Source organism: Chryseobacterium sp. SIMBA_029 (genome assembly GCF_046535275.1).
GTDB lineage: Bacteria > Bacteroidota > Bacteroidia > Flavobacteriales > Weeksellaceae > Chryseobacterium.
The window spans coordinates 121,916-142,371 of the sequence record NZ_JAWRXA010000005.1 but is presented as its reverse complement, the minus strand read 5'-3'; the positions used below and the strand labels follow the sequence as shown (position 1 = coordinate 142,371).

Genomic DNA, 20,456 nt, shown 5'->3' with positions numbered 1-20,456 from the left:
TCAGTACATAAAATGAGAAAAAGAGTTTTTTTGTTGATAGTGATGACTTTCTTTACGATAACCATGTCGGGACAGGAATTACATAATTTATTTTCGACCCTTTCTAAAAATAATATTTTTAATGGAAGTGTGGTAGTTTCAGCATCAGGAGAAAAGATGTTTTCTGAGGTCTATGGATTTGCTAATATTGAAAAGAAGGAAAAGCTCAGTGAGACATCCCAGTTTCCCATTGCTTCCGTAACAAAGACGTTTACTGCCACAGCCATATTACAGCTTAAACAAAAAGGAAAACTAGCCATTGATGATCCGGTTCAAAAATATCTTTCAGATTTTCCTTATCCCAATATTACGATTAAACATCTGTTGAGTAATACTTCAGGACTGGCGCAATACTATACTTTGTTTGACACCATCATTAAAGAACAGCCGGAAAAAATAATTTCTAATCAGGATATCATACCCACATTGATTCGTTTTAAAACGCCGCTTTCATTTTTACCCGGAAGCAAATGGGAATATAATAATATTAATTTTTGTCTTGCAGCACTGATTATCGAAAAAGTATCCGGTATGCGCTATGGGGCTTATCTGGAAAAAAACATCTTCATCCCTGCTAAAATGAAAAATTCATTTGTTCCGGATAATAGGAAAATTAAGAAAGAAAACCAGGTGGAATTGTATAGTTATCCTAACCTGTATTCAACCAATCCTGTGAATATATCGACCTTAAAAGAACCTTTCCTAATTTTTGAAAAAAGCAACTTTTATGGAAATGGGGGGATTGTAAGTACAGCGTTAGACTTGCAAAAATACCAGAATGCACTGTTTACTTATCAGATCTTAAATAAAAAAGAATTGGAAGAAGCAATAACGGCTACCAAACTCAATGACGGAAAAATCGCAACGTTTCAATTAGAAGGCAAAGAGATTAGTTATGGCTTGGGATGGGCAATGTATACCAATGAAGAGAATGGAAAAATAGTTTTCCATGATGGATCTATTTCAGGGCTTACCAGCATTCTGATGCATAATATGACTAAAAATCAAACCGTAGTATTGCTGGCAAACAGAGGAAATAGTCCTGTTTTTTCTATCTCGGATGCTGTTTTTCAATTAATAAACCATAAACCTTATACCATTCCGGCTCAAAATCTTTCAAGAATCTATGGCAGTTTACTGGAAAGTGGAAATCAACAAAAAGCGGAGCAGCTGATTCAGGAATATGTAAAAGATCAAAACGGCTATGAAGCCAAAGAAATAGACTTTAACCGATTAGGATATCAGTTTCTCAGACTTCAGAAGGTTGATCATTCTCTTCAGGTGTTTCATGCAGCAATAGTAATTTTTCCGAAAAATTCAAATGCATATGATAGTTATGGAGAAGCATTGCTGCAGGCCGGTAAAAAAGAAGAGGCCATGAAGATGTATCAAAAAGCAATTGAATTAGATCCAGAAAACACCAATGCCAAAGAGATGGTGAAGAAAATTGAAGGATTGCTCGTTAATAAGTAGTATAATTTGAAAATTTCATCTTTAAAACACTATCCAGAAATGAGCATATTGCCTGGATATCATATTCAAAATAAATGATTATTGAATTGATTGTTTATACTTAAATTTTGTGGTAAGGCGGACTCAAGTCCGCCTTTTTCTATACCATGTATATTGGATTTTTTTTAACTCGAATTCTAACTTAGTGTTTATGGTTTTTAAAGTTAATTATATGACCCGTGATCAATCCGGCTGCTCCCAGATAAATTAAAGGAATATGAACTTCAAATATAAGATCTGCCAATACAGAAATTGAAATACAAAATAACGAAGCCCAAAATAGAAATTGTAACCGTCGGTTTTTCATTGTTCTGGTAACGCGGTAAACTACAACACCACCGATAAGCAGGAAAGCTAAGTCTATATAGGGATTGTGCGAAATACCTAATGGAATAATAAGTAATAATGGGAATGCAATACAATGAATAAGGCATAATACAGCAGCTGAAATTCCTACTGCGTCAAGAATTTTTGATTTCATAAAATAGAAGATTTAAATTTCTTATTGTAACTTTGTTGCAAAAGTAGAAATAAAAACCTTAATAAAGCAACTTTGTTGCATTAAAAAATGAAGCAAGTTAGAAATACCCAGGCAAAAACTGAGATATTGAATCTGATCAATGCCTCAGAAACAGCATTGTCTCATCATACCATTCAGGAAAAAGTAGGGGACCTTTGTAACAGGGTGACGATCTACCGAATATTAGACCGCTTGGAAGAAGAAGGGAAAATCCACAAGATCGTTAATGTAGATGGAGTGGTTAATTACGCTAAATGCACTGAGTGTAAAGAAGAAAGCCATTCGCATGATCATATTCATTTCAATTGTGAAAAATGCCAGTCGGTAACGTGTTTAGAAAATGTAGTTCCCAAGATTTCACTTCCCGATCATTTTGTGGCCCTTACCTATAATTTTGTGATCAGCGGGATTTGTCCTAAATGTTCTGGTTCATAAAGATGTATCCAACACGGGAAAGAGTTACCTGTATCCATATTAAATAATAAACCTGTATCTGTATTTACAAACAGGAAGTATATACTTTTGTACCTGTCCGATGGAAATCAAAAATCAGTGTGACAACTAACTAGTTTTTACAATACATATCTGTTGCTAACATTGACTTTTTTGAAAACACATTGTAGAATTAACATGAAGAAAACGATTATTCTCGTACCTTTATTATTCATTAACCTTACACTTAATGCCCAACAAAAAATGAAAAACACATTGCCTTTCACTCCATCTTTACAAGTTGATAACCTGTTATTTATTTCAGGCCAGGTTGGTATCAACCCTGAATCTTCAACACTAGCCAATGAAAATTTTGATGCTGAAGTGAAGCAGGTTATGGAGAATCTTAAAACACAGCTGCAAACACATGGATTAACGCTGGAAGATTTGGTAAGTACTACCATTTATCTGAAAGATATGAAGAATTATGCAGCCCTTAACGAGCGTTACAGCAGTTATTTTGAAAATAAATATCCTACCAGAACCTGTATTGCTGTTTTGGATCTGCCTGCCAATGCTTCTGTAGAAATTTCAGGAATCGCCCATTTCAAAACCAAAGAATAAACGTATGAATATCGATTTATCCAATAAAAAAGCTCTGATTGGTGGAAGTACCCAGGGACTTGGGAAAGCTATCGCTATGCAGATGGCGTCATGTGGTGCTTCCGTTACTTTAATGGCACGCAATGAAGAGAAACTGAAAGAAGTCCTTTCAGAGCTTTCAACTTCTTCCGGTCAGCAGCACAAATATCTGGTAGTAGATTTTTATGAATTCGAGGATTGTAAAGCAAAAGTAACCGAATATTTTAAACACCATACCGTTGATATTCTGGTGAATAATACCAATGGACCAAAAGCAGGAACCATTGATCAGAAAACGCTTGAAGATTTTAATGAAGCATACCGCCTTTTATTTGAAACCAATTGTTTTATCACGCTAAAAGCCATTGAAAGCATGAAGCAAAACCTTTTTGGCCGGATCATCAATGTTTCTTCAATGACTGTAAAAGAACCGAACCTGAATCTTGTCCTGTCAAATACGATGAGAACAGCCTGGCTGAGCTTTAACAAAAGCCTTTCTGTTGAAGTGGGGTCTTATGGCATTACCGTGAATTCTATTCTGACCGGATTGTTTGATACTGCCAGAATCAAAAGCCTGAATGTCCACAGAGCCGAGCAATCCCAAAAAAGTATCGCCGAAATTGAAGAAAAGCAGGTGGAGGATATTCCGGTAAAACGATTAGGAAAGCCTGAAGAATATGGCTATTTGGCTACCTTTTTAGCTTCTGATTTTGCTGCCTATCTCACCGGAGCCAGTATTCCGCTGGATGGGGGCAGTTACAAAGGCCTTTATTAATAATACAAACTAAAGCAGCATATGAAGACGAGGACAGTATACCAAATCGATTCTTTTACGAAAGAAAAATTCAAAGGAAATCCTGCGGGAGTGGTCATCAATGCAGATGGATTATCTTCCGATGAAATGCAGCTAATCGCAAGAGAACTGAACAACTCTGAAACCGCCTTTTTATTCCATCCCACGGAAGAAGATTACGATGCAGAAGTCCGTTATTTTACTCCTACGACGGAAGTTCCGATCTGCGGGCATGCCACTATTGCTGCTGTCTATGCAAAAGCGTTAGAATCCAAAATGAACTCCTGTGTGTTCAGAATTAAAACCAAAATCGGGATTCTTCCCATAGAAATCATACAACAAGACGGCGATTATCAGATTATCATGACGCAGGGGAAATTTGATCTTAGTCCGGCTTTTAATACCGAAACGACCCAGATACTGCTTAAAGCGCTGGGATTGGAACGTGCTGATCTGGATGAAAGATGTCCCATTCAAATCGCCTCAACAGGACATTCAAAAGTGATGATTGGAATCAGGAGCAGGAAAAAACTTAATAAACTGAGCCCTAATCAAATGGAATTAGCTCTATTGAGTGAACGTATCAGCTGCAACGGTTATTTTGTTTTTACGTTAGATTCAGGCGAAGATGAAACCCTGACGTATGGAAGAATGTTTGCCCCAGCCATAGGAATTACTGAAGATCCTGTAACCGGCAATGCGAACGGCCCTTTGGGAGGTTATCTGGTTCAGAATAGGATTGTGAGCTTTGACGATAATTATTTTAAATTTAATGCTAAACAGGGCGAAAAAATAAACCGCCTTGGAACGATCAACGTCAGTGTAACCAGCGAAAATAATATCCCGAAAGAGATTAAAATCAAAGGCAATGCGGTGGTGATTTTCAAGACTGAATTGATTTTGTAATCGTAAATGTTTTAATGCAAAGGCGCAATATTTTTCTCATTCGGACGTAGTTAAAGCGCAAGGATTTTATTTGCGATAAAATTGACAACGTTTGATAATTTTACTGAAATATTTAATGCTTCCCAAAGCGACCTAGGGAGCTGGAGCGTTAAGAAAATGAATGTTGTGAACGTTAAGAAAATTCTAGTGTCTGAAGCGCGACAACAATATTGAATCGAAGAACACACAGTGTATTCGCGCAAGTTTTAGAATTTTTAGAGAACAACATTTATTTTTAGTGGAAGCTTCCAAGTCTTGAACTTTTGATTCTTTTGTTTCAAGACAAAAGAATGTTATGTGACTTTTATGGTTAAATATTATCTCGCAGATTTAGCGAATTGAGCAGATCACAAAAATCTTTGATTTTTTATCTTATTTGAACTTACTACACGCAATCATTTAAACTTAAAAAAAACTAAAGTGTTTAAAAACTTTTGTGACTTTGTGGTTATCATAAAAAATAGCACGCACTTAAAGAATCTGCCCACTCTCTTTAATACTATTCATCACAAAGATGCTTTTGGTCTGTCCAATACCTTCAATTTCAGAAAGTTTGTTGATGAAGAATTCATGGAATTCATCCATATTCGGAGCCAGTATTTTCAGCATAAAATCAAAATCACCGCTGATGTTATAGAATTCTACTACTTCTTTCAGTTTTCCGACCTCTTCTATGAATTTTCCTGCTGTTTTTTTATTGTGAACGTTCAGTGCGATCATACAGATCACCATCATGCCTTTATTCACTTTCTTACGATCTACAACCGCAGTGTATTCCTTAATGATTCCAAGCTTTTCCATACGTTTTATACGTTCGTGCGTTGGAGTAGGGCTTAAATTGATTCTTGCCGAGATATCCCGTACGCTTAACTTTGCATCTTTCTGTAATAACCGTAAAATAGAGAGGTCTTTCTCGTCCGGAGTATAATTTTCTGTTGCCATTTGTTCTGTTTTTAAGTAATTAGTGAATGGTAAAAGTGTAATTGTTCTTTATTTATTTCTTAATATTCATATTTGTTCCAAATTTAGCATATAATTTTTACATATGTCCTGCGATTGTTAATTTTGCAGGAAATTTGAATCATATGGAAGCACGGAAGAACTTAATCTTAATAATCGCATCAGTTGGAACTTTTGTAGAGGCGTTGGATATTGCCATTATTAACCTTACGATTCCTGCTATCCAGAAGCAATTCAATATTGGGGCAGAAACTGTACAGTGGCTGCAGACCTTATATGTACTGTTTTTTGGCGGTTTCCTGATTATTGGGGGAAAGCTTTCAGACCAGATCGGCCGAAAAAAAGTATTTCTTATAGGAGGACTTATTTTTATGCTGACTTCTTTAGGAGCCGGATTATCACATAACTTTGAGGTGTTAGCAATCTTCCGTGCTTTGCAGGGATTGGGAGCGGCATTCATCATGCCTTCGGCCTTATCGATTGTAACCAATACATTCAAAGCTGAACAGGAGCGTAACCGGGCGATAGGGATTTTCAGTTCCTTTGCGGCTATTGGTTCAGGAAGCGGATTGTCTATTGGAGGGATTATCAGCACCTATCTCAGCTGGCATTGGGTATTTCTCATCAATGTCCCTATTCTTCTCATAACCCTTGTATGTGCGTACCAGTACCTGCCTGCGGATGAGAAAAATAATGAGAGGCAAAAAACAGATATTATATCCGGGTTACTGCTTGTGTTAGGACTTTTAAGTTTGACATATGGTGCTCATGAACTGATTCATATCCAGGAGCAGCCATTTCTGATCATTGGGGCACTGGTTCTTTCAGTAGTCTTTTTATTAGCAGTTTTCTACCGTTTGCGATCAGTTAACAATCCTTTGATTGATGTACAGGTATTCAAACATCGGTCGTTAAGGATTTCAAATATGGTTTTCATTGCATTGGGGGCATTTTTTATAGGATTTTTGTTCCTGATTTCCCTGATGCTGCAGAAAGATATGGATCACAGTGCTGCTTCGGCTGGTTTAATGCTGGTTCCATTCAGTATTGTCTCTGCGTTGGTGGCGAAATTTATCCTGCCTCATGTTTCCAAGAGATTCAATTCATCACAAATGGGAATTTTAGGATGGATGTTTATGCTTGCCGGAGCTTTATTTTTATTGATTTCCGTATATATCGGCCATCCACTTACAGTAGTGTTGTTGGGAGCGGCCTGTATTTCAGGAGTAGGAATGACCTTTTGCTTTACCGCACTTTCAGTAATGGGAATTCAGGATGTGGATCCTTCAGATTACGGAGTGGCTTCCAGTTTAAGCTCTACCAGTTATTTTCTGGGTGCAGGAATCGGATTGTCTTTCATGACGTTGATGAGCCAGATATTTCCGTCAGAATATGCCGTAAGTGGTCTTAGTCTGATCATTCTTATCGGCTATGCACTGTCAGCACTCGGCCTATTGTTTTACTTTATTATGAAAAGCTTAAAAAGCAAAAAAGCTGAAATGGCAGTTTCCTAAAGATAACTTTGAAATAAAATAAATAAAGAAGAACCGGTTGAAATAAATCGGTTCTTTTTATTTTTGCATTATGAAAATACAAATCATCAGCGATCTTCACCAGGAGTTTGGAAGTACAGAGCTTTCTTTTGATCATGCAGATGTTGTTGTATTGGCTGGTGATGTGAATCTGGGAACAAAAGGAATTGAATGGATCAAAAATAAAATTCCCAATAAACCGGTGCTCTATGTGTTGGGAAATCATGAATATTATAAAGGCTCTTATCCGAAAACTTTACATAAAATAAAAGAAGCGGCAAAAGATTCAAACATCTTCGTGCTTGAAAATGATTTCGTAGATATTGACGGAATGCGGTTTCATGGAGCAACCCTATGGACGGATTTTTCAATTTTTGGAAACCCTCTAGAATACGGAATGCTCTGTCAGCCCAAAATGAATGATTACAAAATGATCAGACGCGATCCTTCCTATTCAAAAATGAGGACCATCGATACTTTTAAGATCCATCAGCTCTCTAAAATATGGCTAAAAGAAAGTCTTGAAAATTCAATAGGCCTCAAAAATATCGTTATTACCCATCATGCACCCAGTATCCGATCAGTTTCGGAACATTACAAAGAAGATCCGCTTACGGCTGCCTATGCTTCCAACCTTGAAGATATGATCAGGGAATATCAGCCATTGTACTGGATCCATGGGCACATTCATACTCCTTGCAGGTACACCATTGGCGATACTGAAGTGATCTGTAACCCTCATGGCTATATTGACGAAAAATACAATGGCTATGAAAAGGAATTGATTGTTGAGGTTAAAGATCATTGATCGCGGCTACCACTCGGTAGGATTCGGATGGTATAAAGTAAAATAAAACCTGTTGCGTCTATAGATACAACAGGTTTTAAAACATATACTATGAATGCAAATATACAAGAGGGTATCATACTTATTCCGGATCTCAATGGATTTACCGAATTTGTATTCAATACAAAACTATATACAGGAGAATACATTGTCAGACAGCTCCTTTCCACACTTATCGATATGAATAACCAGTATTTTGAGATCTCAGAAATAGAAGGAGATGCGATCTTATTTTACCGGTATGAAAAAAATCCGTCCTACCGGAATATTTCTAACATGCTGTGTAAGATGCAGGATGCTTTTAACCTTAAAATCAAAGAACTCAATGAAACCTTAAGCACAACTATTGACCTTTCGTTGAAATTTATTGTTCATTACGGAAAGTTTTCGCAATACACAATTGGACACTTTAAAAAGTTATACGGTAAGACCATCGTAGAAGCGCATCAGCTCCTTAAAAATGAATTTGCCGAGCAGCCTTCCTATGTATTGTTCAGTAATTCATTTTTAGAGAACAGCAGAAATTATGAAAATGAATGTACGGCTGATACACACTCCATTCCGGAAGTAGGAGTGATTCATTATTTTGAAAAAGTAGAACAGCATATTTAATTTTTTCCTTGTCAATTGCTATGCGGTGCCCGAAGAAATTCGGGCATTTTTTTATGACCAAGAAAGGTTAACAATATATCTTTGATAGTATCAAATGATACTATCAAAGATTGAAATATCATGTATCATTTCTGAAAAAATTATGTCATTGATCGCTTCTAAATATGAAATGTAAGATGAATTTCTGTTGATGGATAAAAATAACAAAAGAGCACAATAAATGATGCTCTTTTGCTGTAATGATTCTAAATTTTAAATTATTTCAAAGTAAACTTTACTTTTGTTTTAATAGCATCCGAAGAGTTTCCGATCTGTGCTTCAAAATCACCCGGTTCAGCAACCCAGTCGTGTTTGTCAGCGTCAAAATAACTTAGCGCCGTTTTGTCGATAGTGAAAGTGACTTCCTTTTGTTCTCCCGGATTCAAAAATACTTTTTCAAAACCTTTCAGCTCCTTTGCAGGACGTGGAACGGAAGATTTCAGGTCGCTGATATACAGCTGTGCTACTTCGGCACCTGCTTTTTTTCCTGTGTTTTTAACGGTAACAGAGAAGGTGATTGTATCATCCGGAGCAATAACCGTTTTATCTGCTTTTGCTTTTCCGAATTCAAAAGTGGTGTAACTCAATCCATGTCCGAAACTAAAAAGAGGTTTGATCTTTTTGGTATCATGCCAACGGTAACCTACAAAAATTCCTTCATTGTAAGTAATATTGATCGGATGCTGCTGGTCTTTTCCTTTTCCCGCGGCAAACTCTTCTTTGTTCCCAGGATATTCGCCCAATTGATGTGCTGCATTATCTTCGAGTTTCACAGGGAATGTAAAGGGAAGTTTCCCCGATGGGTTGGTATCTCCAGCCAGTACAGAGGCAATAGAGTTTCCTGCTTCAGAACCCAGGTACCAGGACTGAAGAACAGAAGGTACTTCTTTGATCCAGGGCATCGCCACAGCGTTTCCAGACACAAGAACTACAGCAAGATTTTTATTGGCCTTAGCCAATGCAGCGATTGCGTTATCCTGATTGTAGGGAAGTCCGTAACTTTTTCTGTCGTTACCTTCACTATCCTGGAAGTCGGCTTTGTTTAATCCACCGACGAAAACCACAAAATCTGATTTTTTAGCCAATTCTACCGCTTCATTCAGTAATTCAGCTTCAGAACGGGTATCTTTTAAATCCTGACCGGATTTCACGCCATTATATTCACCGCCGATATCTCCTACATATCCTCTTGCATACTGCACATCAGCCTGCTTTCCGAATCTGGCTTTAATTCCATCTAACGGAAGGGTTTCATATTTTACTTTTAAAGAAGATGATCCACCGCCAACCGTCATGATTTTGATGGCATTTTCTCCGATCACTGCAATTTTCTTGGTGGTAGCAAGGTTAATAGGAAGAACGTTCCCCTGGTTTTTCAATAAAACAATCGCCTCTTCACCGATTTCTTTGGCAACTGCCTGATGTTCGTCAGAAGCGATATTCCCGAAAGGTTTGTTTCGGTTCATCGTTGTTTTATAGGCTAAATTCAGCAGTCTTGTTACTTTATCATCCAGCTCTTTGGTTCCTACTTTTCCGGATTTAATTAAATCCAGATACGGTTTTGCTAAATAATAATTATCGTAAGCATTTTTGGTTCCGGCAGAAAGTCCGTTGGTCCAGCTCCCGAATTCAAGATCCAATCCGTTGTGGATGGCTTGTTCCGTATTATTTACAGCGCCCCAGTCTGAAACAACAACGCCTTTGTATTTCCATTCTCCTTTTAAAATATCATTCAACAGGTATTGATTCTGGCTTGCATACTGGTTTTTGTACATGTCGTACGCTCCCATAATCGTCCATGAATCACCTTCTGTAACCGCAGCTTTGAAAGGCGGAAGATAAATTTCATATAACGTTCTGTCATCAATTGTTACATTGCTTGTATGACGGAACATTTCCTGGTTATTGAGGGCAAAATGCTTTACAGAAGTTGCAACACCATTGGATTGTACTCCTTTGATGTAAGGAACAACCATTTTTGAGGTCAGATAAGGATCTTCGCCCATATATTCAAAGTTTCTTCCGTTCAGGGGTGTTCTGTAGATATTAACTCCAGGGCCTAAAAGGATGTCTTTTTTTCGATATCGGGCTTCTTCACCTAATGCTTTTCCGTAATTCCAGGACATTTTTTTGTTCCATGTAGCAGATAATGCCGTCAGTGCTGGATAAGCAATGATAGAGTCATTCGTCCAGCCTGCCTGGTTCCATTCATCCCACATTACTTCCGGGCGAACTCCGTGAGGTCCGTCAGTGGTCCAGAATTCAGGAATTCCTAATCTTGGAACTCCCGGAGAACTGAATTTTGACTGAGCATGAAGCATTGCTACTTTTTCTTCCAGCGTCATTCTGGAAAGGGCATCCTGAACACGCTGTTCTACAGGTTTGGATTCATCTAAATAAACGGGTAGACTGGTACTATTTTGAGCCATATAAGAAACGGAAATAAGAGTGAATAAACTTACAATGGCAGTTTTCTTTAACATAAAAACCTTTTTATTGATTCGTAACAAAAATAAGCAAAAATATTATTATCTCATATTGAGAAAATAATATTTATCAACAAATGGTTATTTCTAACCAAGTTTTTACCGGAAGAATTGCAGCTTTTATTTAGAAGATGGAAGCTGTTGTTACCTTTATTTGTAAGCTTTAATTAAGGATGTGTTTTTTTTGATTGATTAAAAAGACTTGATGAGTCACAGAAACAGAAAAATAAAAAAGGATACACTATAACAGATATAAGATCGTTTATAATGTACCCAATACTATTCATAATAGAATTACCAGCCTTTCACGGCACCGCCTTTGAAAACTTCTTCGGCTTTTTTCAACACTTCATCAGACTGATAGGCTTTGACAAAGTTTTTAACTTTTTCTGCATTTTTATTATCTTCTCTTGCCACAATCAGATTGACATAAGGAGAGTTTTTATCTTCTTTAAAAATCCCGAATTGATTGGCATCCAGACCTGCCTGCGCTGCAAAATTATTATTGATGATGGCAATAACGACTTCCTTGTCATCCAAAACTCTTGGAAGCTGAGGTGCTTCAATTTCTACAATTTTCAGCTGTTTTGGGTTTTCAGCAATATCTGTGACTTTGGGAAGAAGTCCTACATTATCTTTCAGTTTCAACAGTCCATTTTTCTGTAATAAAAGAAGGGAGCGTCCTCCGTTGGTAGGATCGTTTGGAATGACTACTGTGCTTCCGTTTTTAAGTTCGCTGATTTTTTTGATTTTTTTGGAGTACGCTACAATCGGATATAGAAAAGTATTTCCTACCGCAGCCAGTTTGTAACCTCTCTGTTTAGACTGTTCCTCAAGATAAAGTTTATGTTGAAATGCATTGGCATCAATATCTCCGTTATTTAAAGCTTCGTTAGGAACCACATAATCATTGAATGAAACAAGTTCCACCTCAAGATTGTATTTTTCCTTTGCCACTTTTTTAGCGGTTTCTGCGATTTCCTGTTCCGGTCCTGACGTGATTCCTACTTTTATATAATTAGGATCATCTTTTTTGGTTGAATTACACGCATTGAAAGCCAGCAATCCGGCAGCCAGTACACTAAGAATCTTTATTCTTTTCATTATATATTATTTATTTTTTAATTACAATTATTTGTTTCTATGGTGATGTAATGATTAACGGTGATCAAAACGCTTTGCCAATCTATCACCTGCAAACTGGATCACAAAGACCAATACTACCAGTAGGCCCAGTACGAGATTCATAATTACCACATCATATCCGATATAGCCATACTGATATCCGATCTGGCCCAATCCGCCGGCACCCACAGCTCCGCCCATCGCAGAATAGCCGACAAGAGTGATAAGGGTAATACTTGCATTATTAATCAATGATGGAAGGGCTTCCGGCAGCAGTACTTTTCTTATGATCTGAAATGGCGAAGCACCTAAAGCTCTTGCCGTTTCGATCAAACCTTGAGGAACTTCAAGAAGGCTGTTTTCTACCAGTCTGGCGATAAAAGGAGCTGCTCCGATACTTAACGGAACCAAAGCGGCATTAACCCCAATTGATGTTCCCACTAAGCTTCTTGTAAAGGGAATCATCCAGACAATTAATATAATAAATGGAATAGACCGAAAAATATTAACCAAAATAGAAGCAATCCTATGATAAATGACATTTTCCAGCAGTTGTCCTTTTCTCGTCAAAAACAAAAGAATGCCGACAGGAAGTCCCAATACAAATCCGAAAAATCCTGAAACAAAAGTCATATAAACGGTTTCCCAAACTCCCTTTGATAAGAGAGAAATTACTGAATCACTAAGCATATCCTTTTACTGTATTTTGAATGTTATTCTGGTTGAAATAATAGATCGCTTTTTGATTGTCTTCGGTTTCCCCCTGAAGCTGCAGCAGCAATTTCCCGAAATTGGAATCTCCAAGATATTCTACATCAGCTTTTAATAATTTATAAGGGATTTTGTATTCGTCATAAATCTTTGAAAGTAGTTTTTCAACGCTGATATGTTCATTAAGTTCGATTTCGATCAATGGAAATAACCCCTCGTGAGGCTCTTTCTGTAGTTTTTTGTTGAATTCCTGAGGTATAGTCATGATGCCTGAGTTTATAAATTGTTTGATAATCGGATTTTCCCGGTCCGAAATGATCTCACTGAGTGTTCCTTTGGTGAGTAGTTTTCCTTTGTCTATGACGGCTACGTGATTGCAGATTGCCTTGATAACATCCATTTCGTGAGTAATCAGTAAGATGGTAATCCCTAACCTCTGATTGATATCCCTGAGCAGCTGTAAGATCGATTGCGTTGTGGCCGGATCCAGCGCACTGGTGGCTTCATCACAAAGCAGAAGATAAGGATCATTGGCCAGTGCTCTTGCAATGGCGACCCTTTGCTTTTGCCCTCCTGAAAGACTTTTGGGATATTCGTTGGCTTTATCTTCAAGTCCTACAATGTTCAGAAGTTCATTAACCTTTCTCTTGATTTCCGTGGAAGGAATGTGATCCAGTTCCAGAGGAAGGGCAATATTATCAAAAACCGTTCTGGAAGAAAGCAGATTAAAGTGCTGAAAGATCATTCCTATTTTTTTACGTTCTTTCGCCAGCTGCTTGGAGGTTAATGTTGTGAAATCTTTATTGTTAATAATGATCTGTCCTTCATCTGGCTTTTCCAATAAATTCACCGTACGGATCAGGGTGCTTTTTCCGGCTCCCGAAAAGCCGATAATGCCCACAATATCTCCCTGCTCAACCTGTAGACTTACGTCGTCCAGAGCTTTAAAAGACTGTTTTTTTTGATGAAATGTTTTGGAAATGTTCTTTATTTCTATCATGGTATAGATAATTACTTGTACTTTATATAGGTTGATAAGGTCTGTTATTCTTGTTGAGATATCTTATTACTTTTCTGATTTTTACTTTCGACCGTTTTGAAAGCTTGAAATATTTGGTAATATTCGTAAGAAGAACTCCGGTTAATATGACGGATAAGCCATACAGCTGATTTCCGTTGATCGTTTGATTAGCAATAATCCAGCCAGCAATGACTGTTACGATTGGATTGATATACGTATGGGTACTTACTAAAGCCGCAGGTTTTACCGATAACAGCCATATATAAGATAGATAAGCGATAATAGAGCCAAAGAAAATCAGGAATAATAATCCCAGCCATGCGGATAATGGAATTCCGGTAACTGAAAAATGATCCCATTCTTTTCTGAAAAAAGCAATGATAAAAGAAGCGATTCCTGCAATGATCAGCTGTTGGGCAATATTCATAAAAGTAGAGTGGCCGGCAGGGTTTTTCTTGGAATATAAAGAACCTAATACCCAGACCACAGAACTTATTGCCAAAACAATAAATGCGGTAATTCTAAGAGAACTGCTTATCCCTGAATGATGGACATTCGCGTTCACACTTCCTTTCAGAAATAAAATCAATCCGATAAAACCTATGACAAGACCTATGGGAATAAACTTATCTGAAAAATAATATTTCCAGTTTTTCTTATCAATGGCAATGAACCAAAACGGTCCTGTAGCAATGGTAATTGCTGCTTCAGAAGCTGTAATGTACTGTTCTCCCCAGGCGACAAGTCCGGTTCCTCCGGTAAGAATCAGGATTCCCGTGATGCCGTTTTTTCGCCAGTTAACAACTGAATTGGCTTTTTCTCCCTTTGCGGTAAGGTATCCCAACATCAGTATCCCTGCTGCTAAAAATCTGAATCCGGAAAGTATAAAAGGAGGAAATCCCTTTAATCCGAAAGAAATGGCTAAAAATGTAATCCCCCAGATTACATAAATATTGGTGAATGCGACGGGAATCAGCCAGCTATTCTTAGAGTGAGTCATTGCTATGTTTTTAATGTTGTTCATTGAAATAAAAAAGGCCCTACAACGTGGTAAGGCCTTTAAAAATATGTCATATAAAAGTAAGGTCAACCACAGAAGAAGTCATGAAATACAGGCATACAGCAGTCCATCATCATGATCGCGATGGTATGTTTTTTTGCTGAATTATTGTTCAATGCTGTTTTCATTACTTTATTTCCTGAATACGGTTGCAAATATAAGACATATATTTTTATTAGTCCACTAAAAAAGTAGACTTTGTGTAAAATATTTTTTTACTTAATGATTAATGGGTTGATTATTAGTTGTTTAAAATTGTTATTTTATGTAATTATGAAAGTGAACTAATCAATTTAGAAAATGTAATTTTACTGTATATGATTAATACTAAAAGAATCAGGCTGCTATTATCGTGAAATTCACAATATTTACATGTGGCTAACCTCTTTCACCTTCAAAGTTTTCCTAAAATAAACTTATATTAGAAGCAGCACAAGGCTATATAGAATCGGGTATTTTCAATTGAAGAAGACCTTTAAAAATAATCCGCAGTTAAAATGATTTTCATGAATAAAATATTCACTTCCATATTTTTTCTATACTTAGTTCTTATTTCCTGTCAATCGCATAAAGGGATAAAATTATCAGAAAATAATATATTGAATATCAATCGACTCAATTCCTTAAAAACGATAGATACAGCTGAGTATAGCATCTCAAAACCTAACAAAGGTTGTGTTGAAATAAATTCAAAACAAAGCCATGATATTTCGACCTATTGTATAAACTATTCCTCAGGCAATAAAAATAAAACCTATGCTGAAAATAAAGTCTATCTCTCCGATTATATGGGGCTTAAAGGCGAAATTACAGAAAGGAATATGTATGACTATTCCGGATATCTTATATCTTCTGAAAAATTATTCTCCGAATTGGTTCCTAAAATACATTCTAATTTCCGGCTTCCGATAGAAAACACACATAGAAGAAACGGGAAAGATATAGAAACTGAAAAATTTGAATATGCAATTTCTTTTCGCGACGTATTAATTCAAATAATGAAAATCTATCTAATGGATTTAGACCGCCAGATCCCTAAACTTCCGGACGTGAATTATTATGAAGGCAGATCTGTTTCCTATGAAAATAAGCAATTATTGATCATCCCTAAGGCTGGGCACGCAGCTACAGATGATGTTGCAGAATGTTTGTTAAAGATGAATTTGAAACTGGATATTGATAAGGATTTTGAAGAAAACCAATGGAGGATCTATTTTGTTAAAAATAAAATAAACTATAGCGTCTACATCGATGAAAAGACAAGAACAGTTTCCATTGAAGTTCATAGGGAATCCTTTTAAGTATACCATGTAAAATAGTTTCATGTTGTAAAAGGATAGATTCCAATATAAATGAATGTTTTGTTGATTTATTAAACTAGTTAAATGTACAGGATCTGTAACCGCTGTAATTTAGCATCAAAATAAAACAACATGCAAAACAGAATAGAATATCAGGACTGTATCTATCACTGCAATTGTGATTATGAAAAAATCAATCTCGACTTTTATCTTAGTTTCATATTTAATAATCAAGATTTGAGAATCAGGATTTCAGACATCAGACGATTAATTTTAATAAAGACTAAGAACAAAGGATCAAGATCTAAACACTAAAAACCAAACACCAACAACTACCAACCAACAACCAATAAAAAAATGGAAAGAACAGAAATAATAATGGAAGGCAGAAAAGGAGAAATCCAGCTTTTCTCAGATGATATCAAAGCAGGTAAAATGGATATTTCCATCATCGGGAAAAAACTGATCGTTTATCATACCGAAGTTAATCCCGAATATGAAGGCAAAGGTTTTGCAAAAATATTGCTGGAAAGACTCGTTTCCCATGCCAGAGAAAATGACTTGAAAATTGTACCGTTATGTCCGTATGTTCATTTACAATTCAAGCGTCATCCGGAAGAATATAATGATGTATGGTTTAAAGAAGAGTGAGATTTAAAGAATCAAGAGGTTAGATTTCAGACATCAGACATCAGACATCAGACATCAGAGTATCAACTATTAATATAGATTAGGAGAACCAACAACTAACAACCATCAACGAACAACCAAAAAACCATCAACCCAATGAAAAAACTACAATTCCTGGTCATCGGGAAAAATCAGGAAATTTTGGAAACCTTACAACGGATTATAGAAAATAATGAAGGCTGGCAGGCGGAAATTCAAAATGACGAAGCTTTATGTTATCAGTATATTAAGGAAAATCATGTAGATATTGTCCTGCTAAGTTCCGGTCTAGAAGAAGAATTTGAAAAGGACATTAAACTATTTTGCAAAAATTCCGGCAAGGAAATTAAAGTAATTGACCATTATGGTGGTGGAAGCGGACTGTTGAAGAACGAAGTTTACAGTCTTTTTCCTAATTTGCAGCCCTAAACTTGTTCTATGTTTGCAAATATCATTAAGAATGTCACCCGTTTTATAGACCTCAGCAGTGAAGAAGAGAAATTTTTCACCGATTTGCTGTCCTGCCAGACTTTTCCAAAGAAAACGGTTTTATTAAGGGAAGGGGAGATCTGCCAGTTTGAAGGATATATCCACAAAGGTTGTGTAAGAGTGTATTACCTTGATGATAATGGTTTTGAAGTGACTATATTATTTGCAATTGAAGACTGGTGGATCAGTGATATTGCGTCATTTCAGGATCAGAAAGCTTCTCATTTATATATTGAAACCATTGAAGATTCGGAGATATTCATGCTGAATCCGCAGACAAAAGAAAAACTCCTTCAGGAAATTCCGAAATTTGAGCGGGTGTTCAGGATGCTGGTACAGAGAAATCTGGTTACCCTTCAGAACCGGTTAGTCAATACCATTTCAAAAAGTGCATCAGACCGGTATTTAGAATTCGTCAAAGTATATCCTACGATTCCTCAAAGAGTAGCGCAGTATTATATTGCCTCTTATTTAGGAGTTTCAAAAGAGTTTGTAAGCACCATCAGGAAACGGCTGGCCAGTAAATAAGTGCTGCCATTATTATTTTACAAAATATCTATGAAAAGGTTTCGAACTCATCATTACATAGTGATTGGGTTTTTCTGTTTTGATATAGAAAATATAATGTATAAATTGCTGTTGATTTTCAGCGAAATTAGCAGAGAACTCATCTGGTTGTAATGTAATGCTGAAAATTTCAAATCTTTAAAATGGAACACAAAGAATTTGAAGCGCCTGTTGAACTTCAGGATACCGTAAAGTGCTTTTGGTACAACAGAAAGGACTTTGGAGAAGTACCGTCTGATTTTGAAGTGGTACCCGATGGCTATGCTGAAATTATTTTTCATTTTGGGAGTACGTTAAGTATTTCTTATGATGAGGTTCTCCACCCGCTGCCGTCACCATTTATTATGGGGCTCCTCAATCAGCCGGCTGTTTTCAATACTAAAGATACCATGGAAATCATTGGTATAAGATGCTTTCCATGGACGGTTTTTGATCTCCTCGGGCTGCCATCCGGCAAAGACGGGCTGCACTTATTGGAACATCCGGTGACCGATCTGCAGTTCCAATTATATCCCTTGATCCAGGCCGGGCAAATACAAAAAGCCATTGCTTTGGTCACAGCATACTTTATCAATTTACGGTCTCAGGTAGGTGTTAACACCATGCTGTTCAAAGCAGGAACTGCAATGAGAGTGGCTAACGGAACGCTGCCGGTAAGTGAGATAGCTGCATCAGCTCACGCGACCATTCGTACACTGGAAAGGAAATTTAAGCAATCCTCAGGTTATACCGTGAAAGATGTATCTGCTCTGATGCGTTTTGAACAGGTCCGAAATCACTTATGGCTGTACCCGGATTCCAATCTTGCAGGTTTAGCCCATGAACTGGGGTATACAGACCAATCCCATCTAAGCCGGGAATTTAAACGCTATACGGGAATGACACCCGCCGCATTCGCCCGGAAAACAAAGCGCGAGAAACAAGCGTCTGATGGTCATATTATTTGATACTCAAAACAAGAATCAACCAAAAAACTTCCTATCAGTTTCAATCATCTTCATCGTTCTTTTCGCCAAAGAAAAATCTGCTCAATCCGCAAGATCAGCGAGAGTACAACTATTAATCAAAACGTGTAATCACTAAAAGATGTTTCAAAATTTACAAGATCAGCGAGAGGAAATTTTTTCACATTTAAGCAATTTATTAAACTAGTTAAATGTACAGGATTTTTCATCGCCCTACATTTGTCTTATCAAAATCAAACAATCACTAACGATATGGACAGAAAAGATTTTTTAAAGAAAGGATTATTAGGAACAGGAATGTTTGTAGCATCAGCTTCACTGGGAAATACCATGAAAAATGAGATCGATGAAATCGAGCCGTTAGAGCCGATCGGATATAATCATTTACCCAATCCTGATTCTAAAATTAAAGATAATTCCGTGATTCACAAAGCGGATTCAAGAGGAAAAGCCGACCACGGATGGCTGGTGAGCAATCATACGTTTAGCTTTGCCAACTACCACAATCCCGAAAGAATGCACTTCGGAGTATTGAGAGTTTTGAATGATGATCAGGTAGAAGGAGGAAGAGGATTTGGAACCCATCCACACGATAATATGGAAATCATCAGTATTCCTTTAGAAGGCGATCTGGAGCACAAAGACAGTATGGGAAATGCCGCAGTGATCAAAAGTGGAGATATCCAGGTGATGAGTGCCGGAACGGGAATCATGCATAGTGAATATAACAGAAACAGTGACCGTGTAGTAAAATTCCTTCAGATATGGGTCTATCCTAAAAAAAGAAATGTGGCTCCGAGATATGACCAGATTACGCTGGATAAAGCACAAAGACAGAATACATTTCAACAGATTTTATCTCCCAATGCAGATGACGAGGGAGTTTGGATTCATCAGGACGCGTGGTTTCATTTGGGAACTTTTGAAAAGGATTTTCAAACACAGTATCAGGTAAAGAAAAAAGGAAACGGAGTCTATGCCTTTATCATCAAAGGAAATGCGGAGATCGAGGAGCAGAAAGTAGAAGAAAGAGACGGTTTTGGAGTCTGGGATATTGCAGATTTGAATATAAAATCAACAACCGAAGGAACTGAAATTCTATTGATGGAAGTTCCAATGACGATGTAATCAATGGGAGAATTTCAGGATAGAAATTCAACGTCTTTAATTTCTTGCTGAAGTGAAACGC

The 20,456-nt window shown here is 37.0% G+C and carries 21 protein-coding genes; 14 read left to right on the top strand and 7 right to left on the bottom strand.

What is annotated here, in order from left to right; genetic code table 11:
- Nucleotides 1-12: 12 nt before the first annotated feature.
- Entirely contained in the window at nucleotides 13-1,512 is a 1,500-nt protein-coding gene (locus SB679_RS10605; RefSeq protein WP_410702232.1) for a serine hydrolase, read from the top strand.
- 181 nt (nucleotides 1,513-1,693) lie between these two features.
- On the opposite strand, the gene SB679_RS10600 is transcribed toward SB679_RS10605, so the two are convergent.
- Nucleotides 1,694-2,032 carry a MerC domain-containing protein gene (locus SB679_RS10600; RefSeq protein ID WP_410702230.1) on the bottom strand — a complete coding sequence of 113 codons (339 nt, stop codon included), beginning with the start codon at nucleotides 2,030-2,032 and terminating at the stop codon, nucleotides 1,694-1,696.
- Between the two features lie 87 nt (nucleotides 2,033-2,119).
- Between SB679_RS10600 and SB679_RS10595 the strand changes: the two genes are divergently transcribed.
- From SB679_RS10595 to SB679_RS10580, 4 genes are all read left to right on the top strand, one after another.
- On the top strand, nucleotides 2,120-2,506 hold the full coding sequence (locus tag SB679_RS10595; protein ID WP_410702229.1) for a Fur family transcriptional regulator: 387 nt from the start codon (nucleotides 2,120-2,122) through the stop codon (nucleotides 2,504-2,506).
- A 261-nt stretch (nucleotides 2,507-2,767) separates the two neighbouring features.
- The gene (locus SB679_RS10590; protein WP_410702228.1) at nucleotides 2,768-3,127 is read left to right on the top strand and encodes a RidA family protein; all 360 of its coding nucleotides are present in this window, start codon (nucleotides 2,768-2,770) and stop codon (nucleotides 3,125-3,127) included.
- Nucleotides 3,128-3,131: 4 nt separating this feature from the next.
- The gene (locus tag SB679_RS10585) at nucleotides 3,132-3,920 is read left to right on the top strand and encodes an SDR family oxidoreductase (protein WP_410702227.1); all 789 of its coding nucleotides are present in this window, start codon (nucleotides 3,132-3,134) and stop codon (nucleotides 3,918-3,920) included.
- A 21-nt stretch (nucleotides 3,921-3,941) separates the two neighbouring features.
- On the top strand, nucleotides 3,942-4,844 hold the full coding sequence (locus SB679_RS10580) for a PhzF family isomerase (protein ID WP_410702226.1): 903 nt from the start codon (nucleotides 3,942-3,944) through the stop codon (nucleotides 4,842-4,844).
- 510 nt (nucleotides 4,845-5,354) lie between these two features.
- On the opposite strand, the gene SB679_RS10575 is transcribed toward SB679_RS10580, so the two are convergent.
- Nucleotides 5,355-5,825, bottom strand: coding sequence for an Lrp/AsnC family transcriptional regulator (locus SB679_RS10575; RefSeq protein ID WP_410702225.1), 471 nt, complete (start codon nucleotides 5,823-5,825; stop codon nucleotides 5,355-5,357).
- A 143-nt stretch (nucleotides 5,826-5,968) separates the two neighbouring features.
- Here SB679_RS10575 and SB679_RS10570 point away from each other — a divergent pair, with 143 nt between their 5' ends.
- From SB679_RS10570 to SB679_RS10560, 3 genes are all read left to right on the top strand, one after another.
- The gene (locus SB679_RS10570; RefSeq protein WP_410702224.1) at nucleotides 5,969-7,357 is read left to right on the top strand and encodes an MFS transporter; all 1,389 of its coding nucleotides are present in this window, start codon (nucleotides 5,969-5,971) and stop codon (nucleotides 7,355-7,357) included.
- Between the two features lie 70 nt (nucleotides 7,358-7,427).
- A complete protein-coding gene (locus SB679_RS10565) occupies nucleotides 7,428-8,183 on the top strand; it encodes a metallophosphoesterase (RefSeq protein WP_410702223.1) in 756 nt (251 codons plus the stop codon).
- A gap of 90 nt (nucleotides 8,184-8,273) precedes the next feature.
- Nucleotides 8,274-8,834 (top strand): DUF2652 domain-containing protein, encoded by a 561-nt coding sequence (locus SB679_RS10560; RefSeq protein ID WP_410702222.1) that lies wholly within the window; start codon nucleotides 8,274-8,276, stop codon nucleotides 8,832-8,834.
- A 257-nt stretch (nucleotides 8,835-9,091) separates the two neighbouring features.
- Here the strand turns inward: SB679_RS10560 and SB679_RS10555 are convergent, their stop codons facing one another.
- The 5 genes from SB679_RS10555 to SB679_RS10535 form a co-directional block, all read right to left on the bottom strand.
- The gene (locus tag SB679_RS10555) at nucleotides 9,092-11,302 is read right to left on the bottom strand and encodes a glycoside hydrolase family 3 C-terminal domain-containing protein (protein WP_410702503.1); all 2,211 of its coding nucleotides are present in this window, start codon (nucleotides 11,300-11,302) and stop codon (nucleotides 9,092-9,094) included.
- A gap of 351 nt (nucleotides 11,303-11,653) precedes the next feature.
- On the bottom strand, nucleotides 11,654-12,463 hold the full coding sequence (gene metQ, locus SB679_RS10550; protein WP_410702221.1) for a methionine ABC transporter substrate-binding lipoprotein MetQ: 810 nt from the start codon (nucleotides 12,461-12,463) through the stop codon (nucleotides 11,654-11,656).
- 54 nt (nucleotides 12,464-12,517) lie between these two features.
- The gene (gene metI, locus SB679_RS10545) at nucleotides 12,518-13,174 is read right to left on the bottom strand and encodes a methionine ABC transporter permease MetI (protein WP_410702220.1); all 657 of its coding nucleotides are present in this window, start codon (nucleotides 13,172-13,174) and stop codon (nucleotides 12,518-12,520) included.
- The gene (locus SB679_RS10540) at nucleotides 13,167-14,195 is read right to left on the bottom strand and encodes a methionine ABC transporter ATP-binding protein (protein ID WP_410702218.1); all 1,029 of its coding nucleotides are present in this window, start codon (nucleotides 14,193-14,195) and stop codon (nucleotides 13,167-13,169) included. Before SB679_RS10540 ends, metI begins: the two co-directional genes overlap by 8 nt.
- A gap of 22 nt (nucleotides 14,196-14,217) precedes the next feature.
- Nucleotides 14,218-15,216 carry an EamA family transporter gene (locus SB679_RS10535; protein ID WP_410702217.1) on the bottom strand — a complete coding sequence of 333 codons (999 nt, stop codon included), beginning with the start codon at nucleotides 15,214-15,216 and terminating at the stop codon, nucleotides 14,218-14,220.
- 566 nt (nucleotides 15,217-15,782) lie between these two features.
- Here SB679_RS10535 and SB679_RS10530 point away from each other — a divergent pair.
- The 6 genes from SB679_RS10530 (at nucleotide 15,783) to SB679_RS10505 (ending at nucleotide 20,395) form a co-directional block, all read left to right on the top strand.
- Nucleotides 15,783-16,577: a hypothetical protein gene (locus tag SB679_RS10530; protein WP_410702215.1), complete on the top strand. Its 795-nt coding sequence runs from the start codon at nucleotides 15,783-15,785 to the stop codon at nucleotides 16,575-16,577.
- A gap of 357 nt (nucleotides 16,578-16,934) precedes the next feature.
- On the top strand, nucleotides 16,935-17,228 hold the full coding sequence (locus tag SB679_RS10525; protein ID WP_410702214.1) for a GNAT family N-acetyltransferase: 294 nt from the start codon (nucleotides 16,935-16,937) through the stop codon (nucleotides 17,226-17,228).
- Between the two features lie 135 nt (nucleotides 17,229-17,363).
- Nucleotides 17,364-17,675 (top strand): hypothetical protein, encoded by a 312-nt coding sequence (locus tag SB679_RS10520; RefSeq protein ID WP_410702213.1) that lies wholly within the window; start codon nucleotides 17,364-17,366, stop codon nucleotides 17,673-17,675.
- Between the two features lie 9 nt (nucleotides 17,676-17,684).
- Entirely contained in the window at nucleotides 17,685-18,263 is a 579-nt protein-coding gene (locus SB679_RS10515; RefSeq protein ID WP_410702212.1) for a Crp/Fnr family transcriptional regulator, read from the top strand.
- Between the two features lie 182 nt (nucleotides 18,264-18,445).
- Entirely contained in the window at nucleotides 18,446-19,249 is an 804-nt protein-coding gene (locus SB679_RS10510; protein WP_410702211.1) for a helix-turn-helix domain-containing protein, read from the top strand.
- 270 nt (nucleotides 19,250-19,519) lie between these two features.
- Nucleotides 19,520-20,395 carry a pirin family protein gene (locus SB679_RS10505; RefSeq protein ID WP_410702210.1) on the top strand — a complete coding sequence of 292 codons (876 nt, stop codon included), beginning with the start codon at nucleotides 19,520-19,522 and terminating at the stop codon, nucleotides 20,393-20,395.
- Nucleotides 20,396-20,456 lie beyond the last annotated feature (61 nt).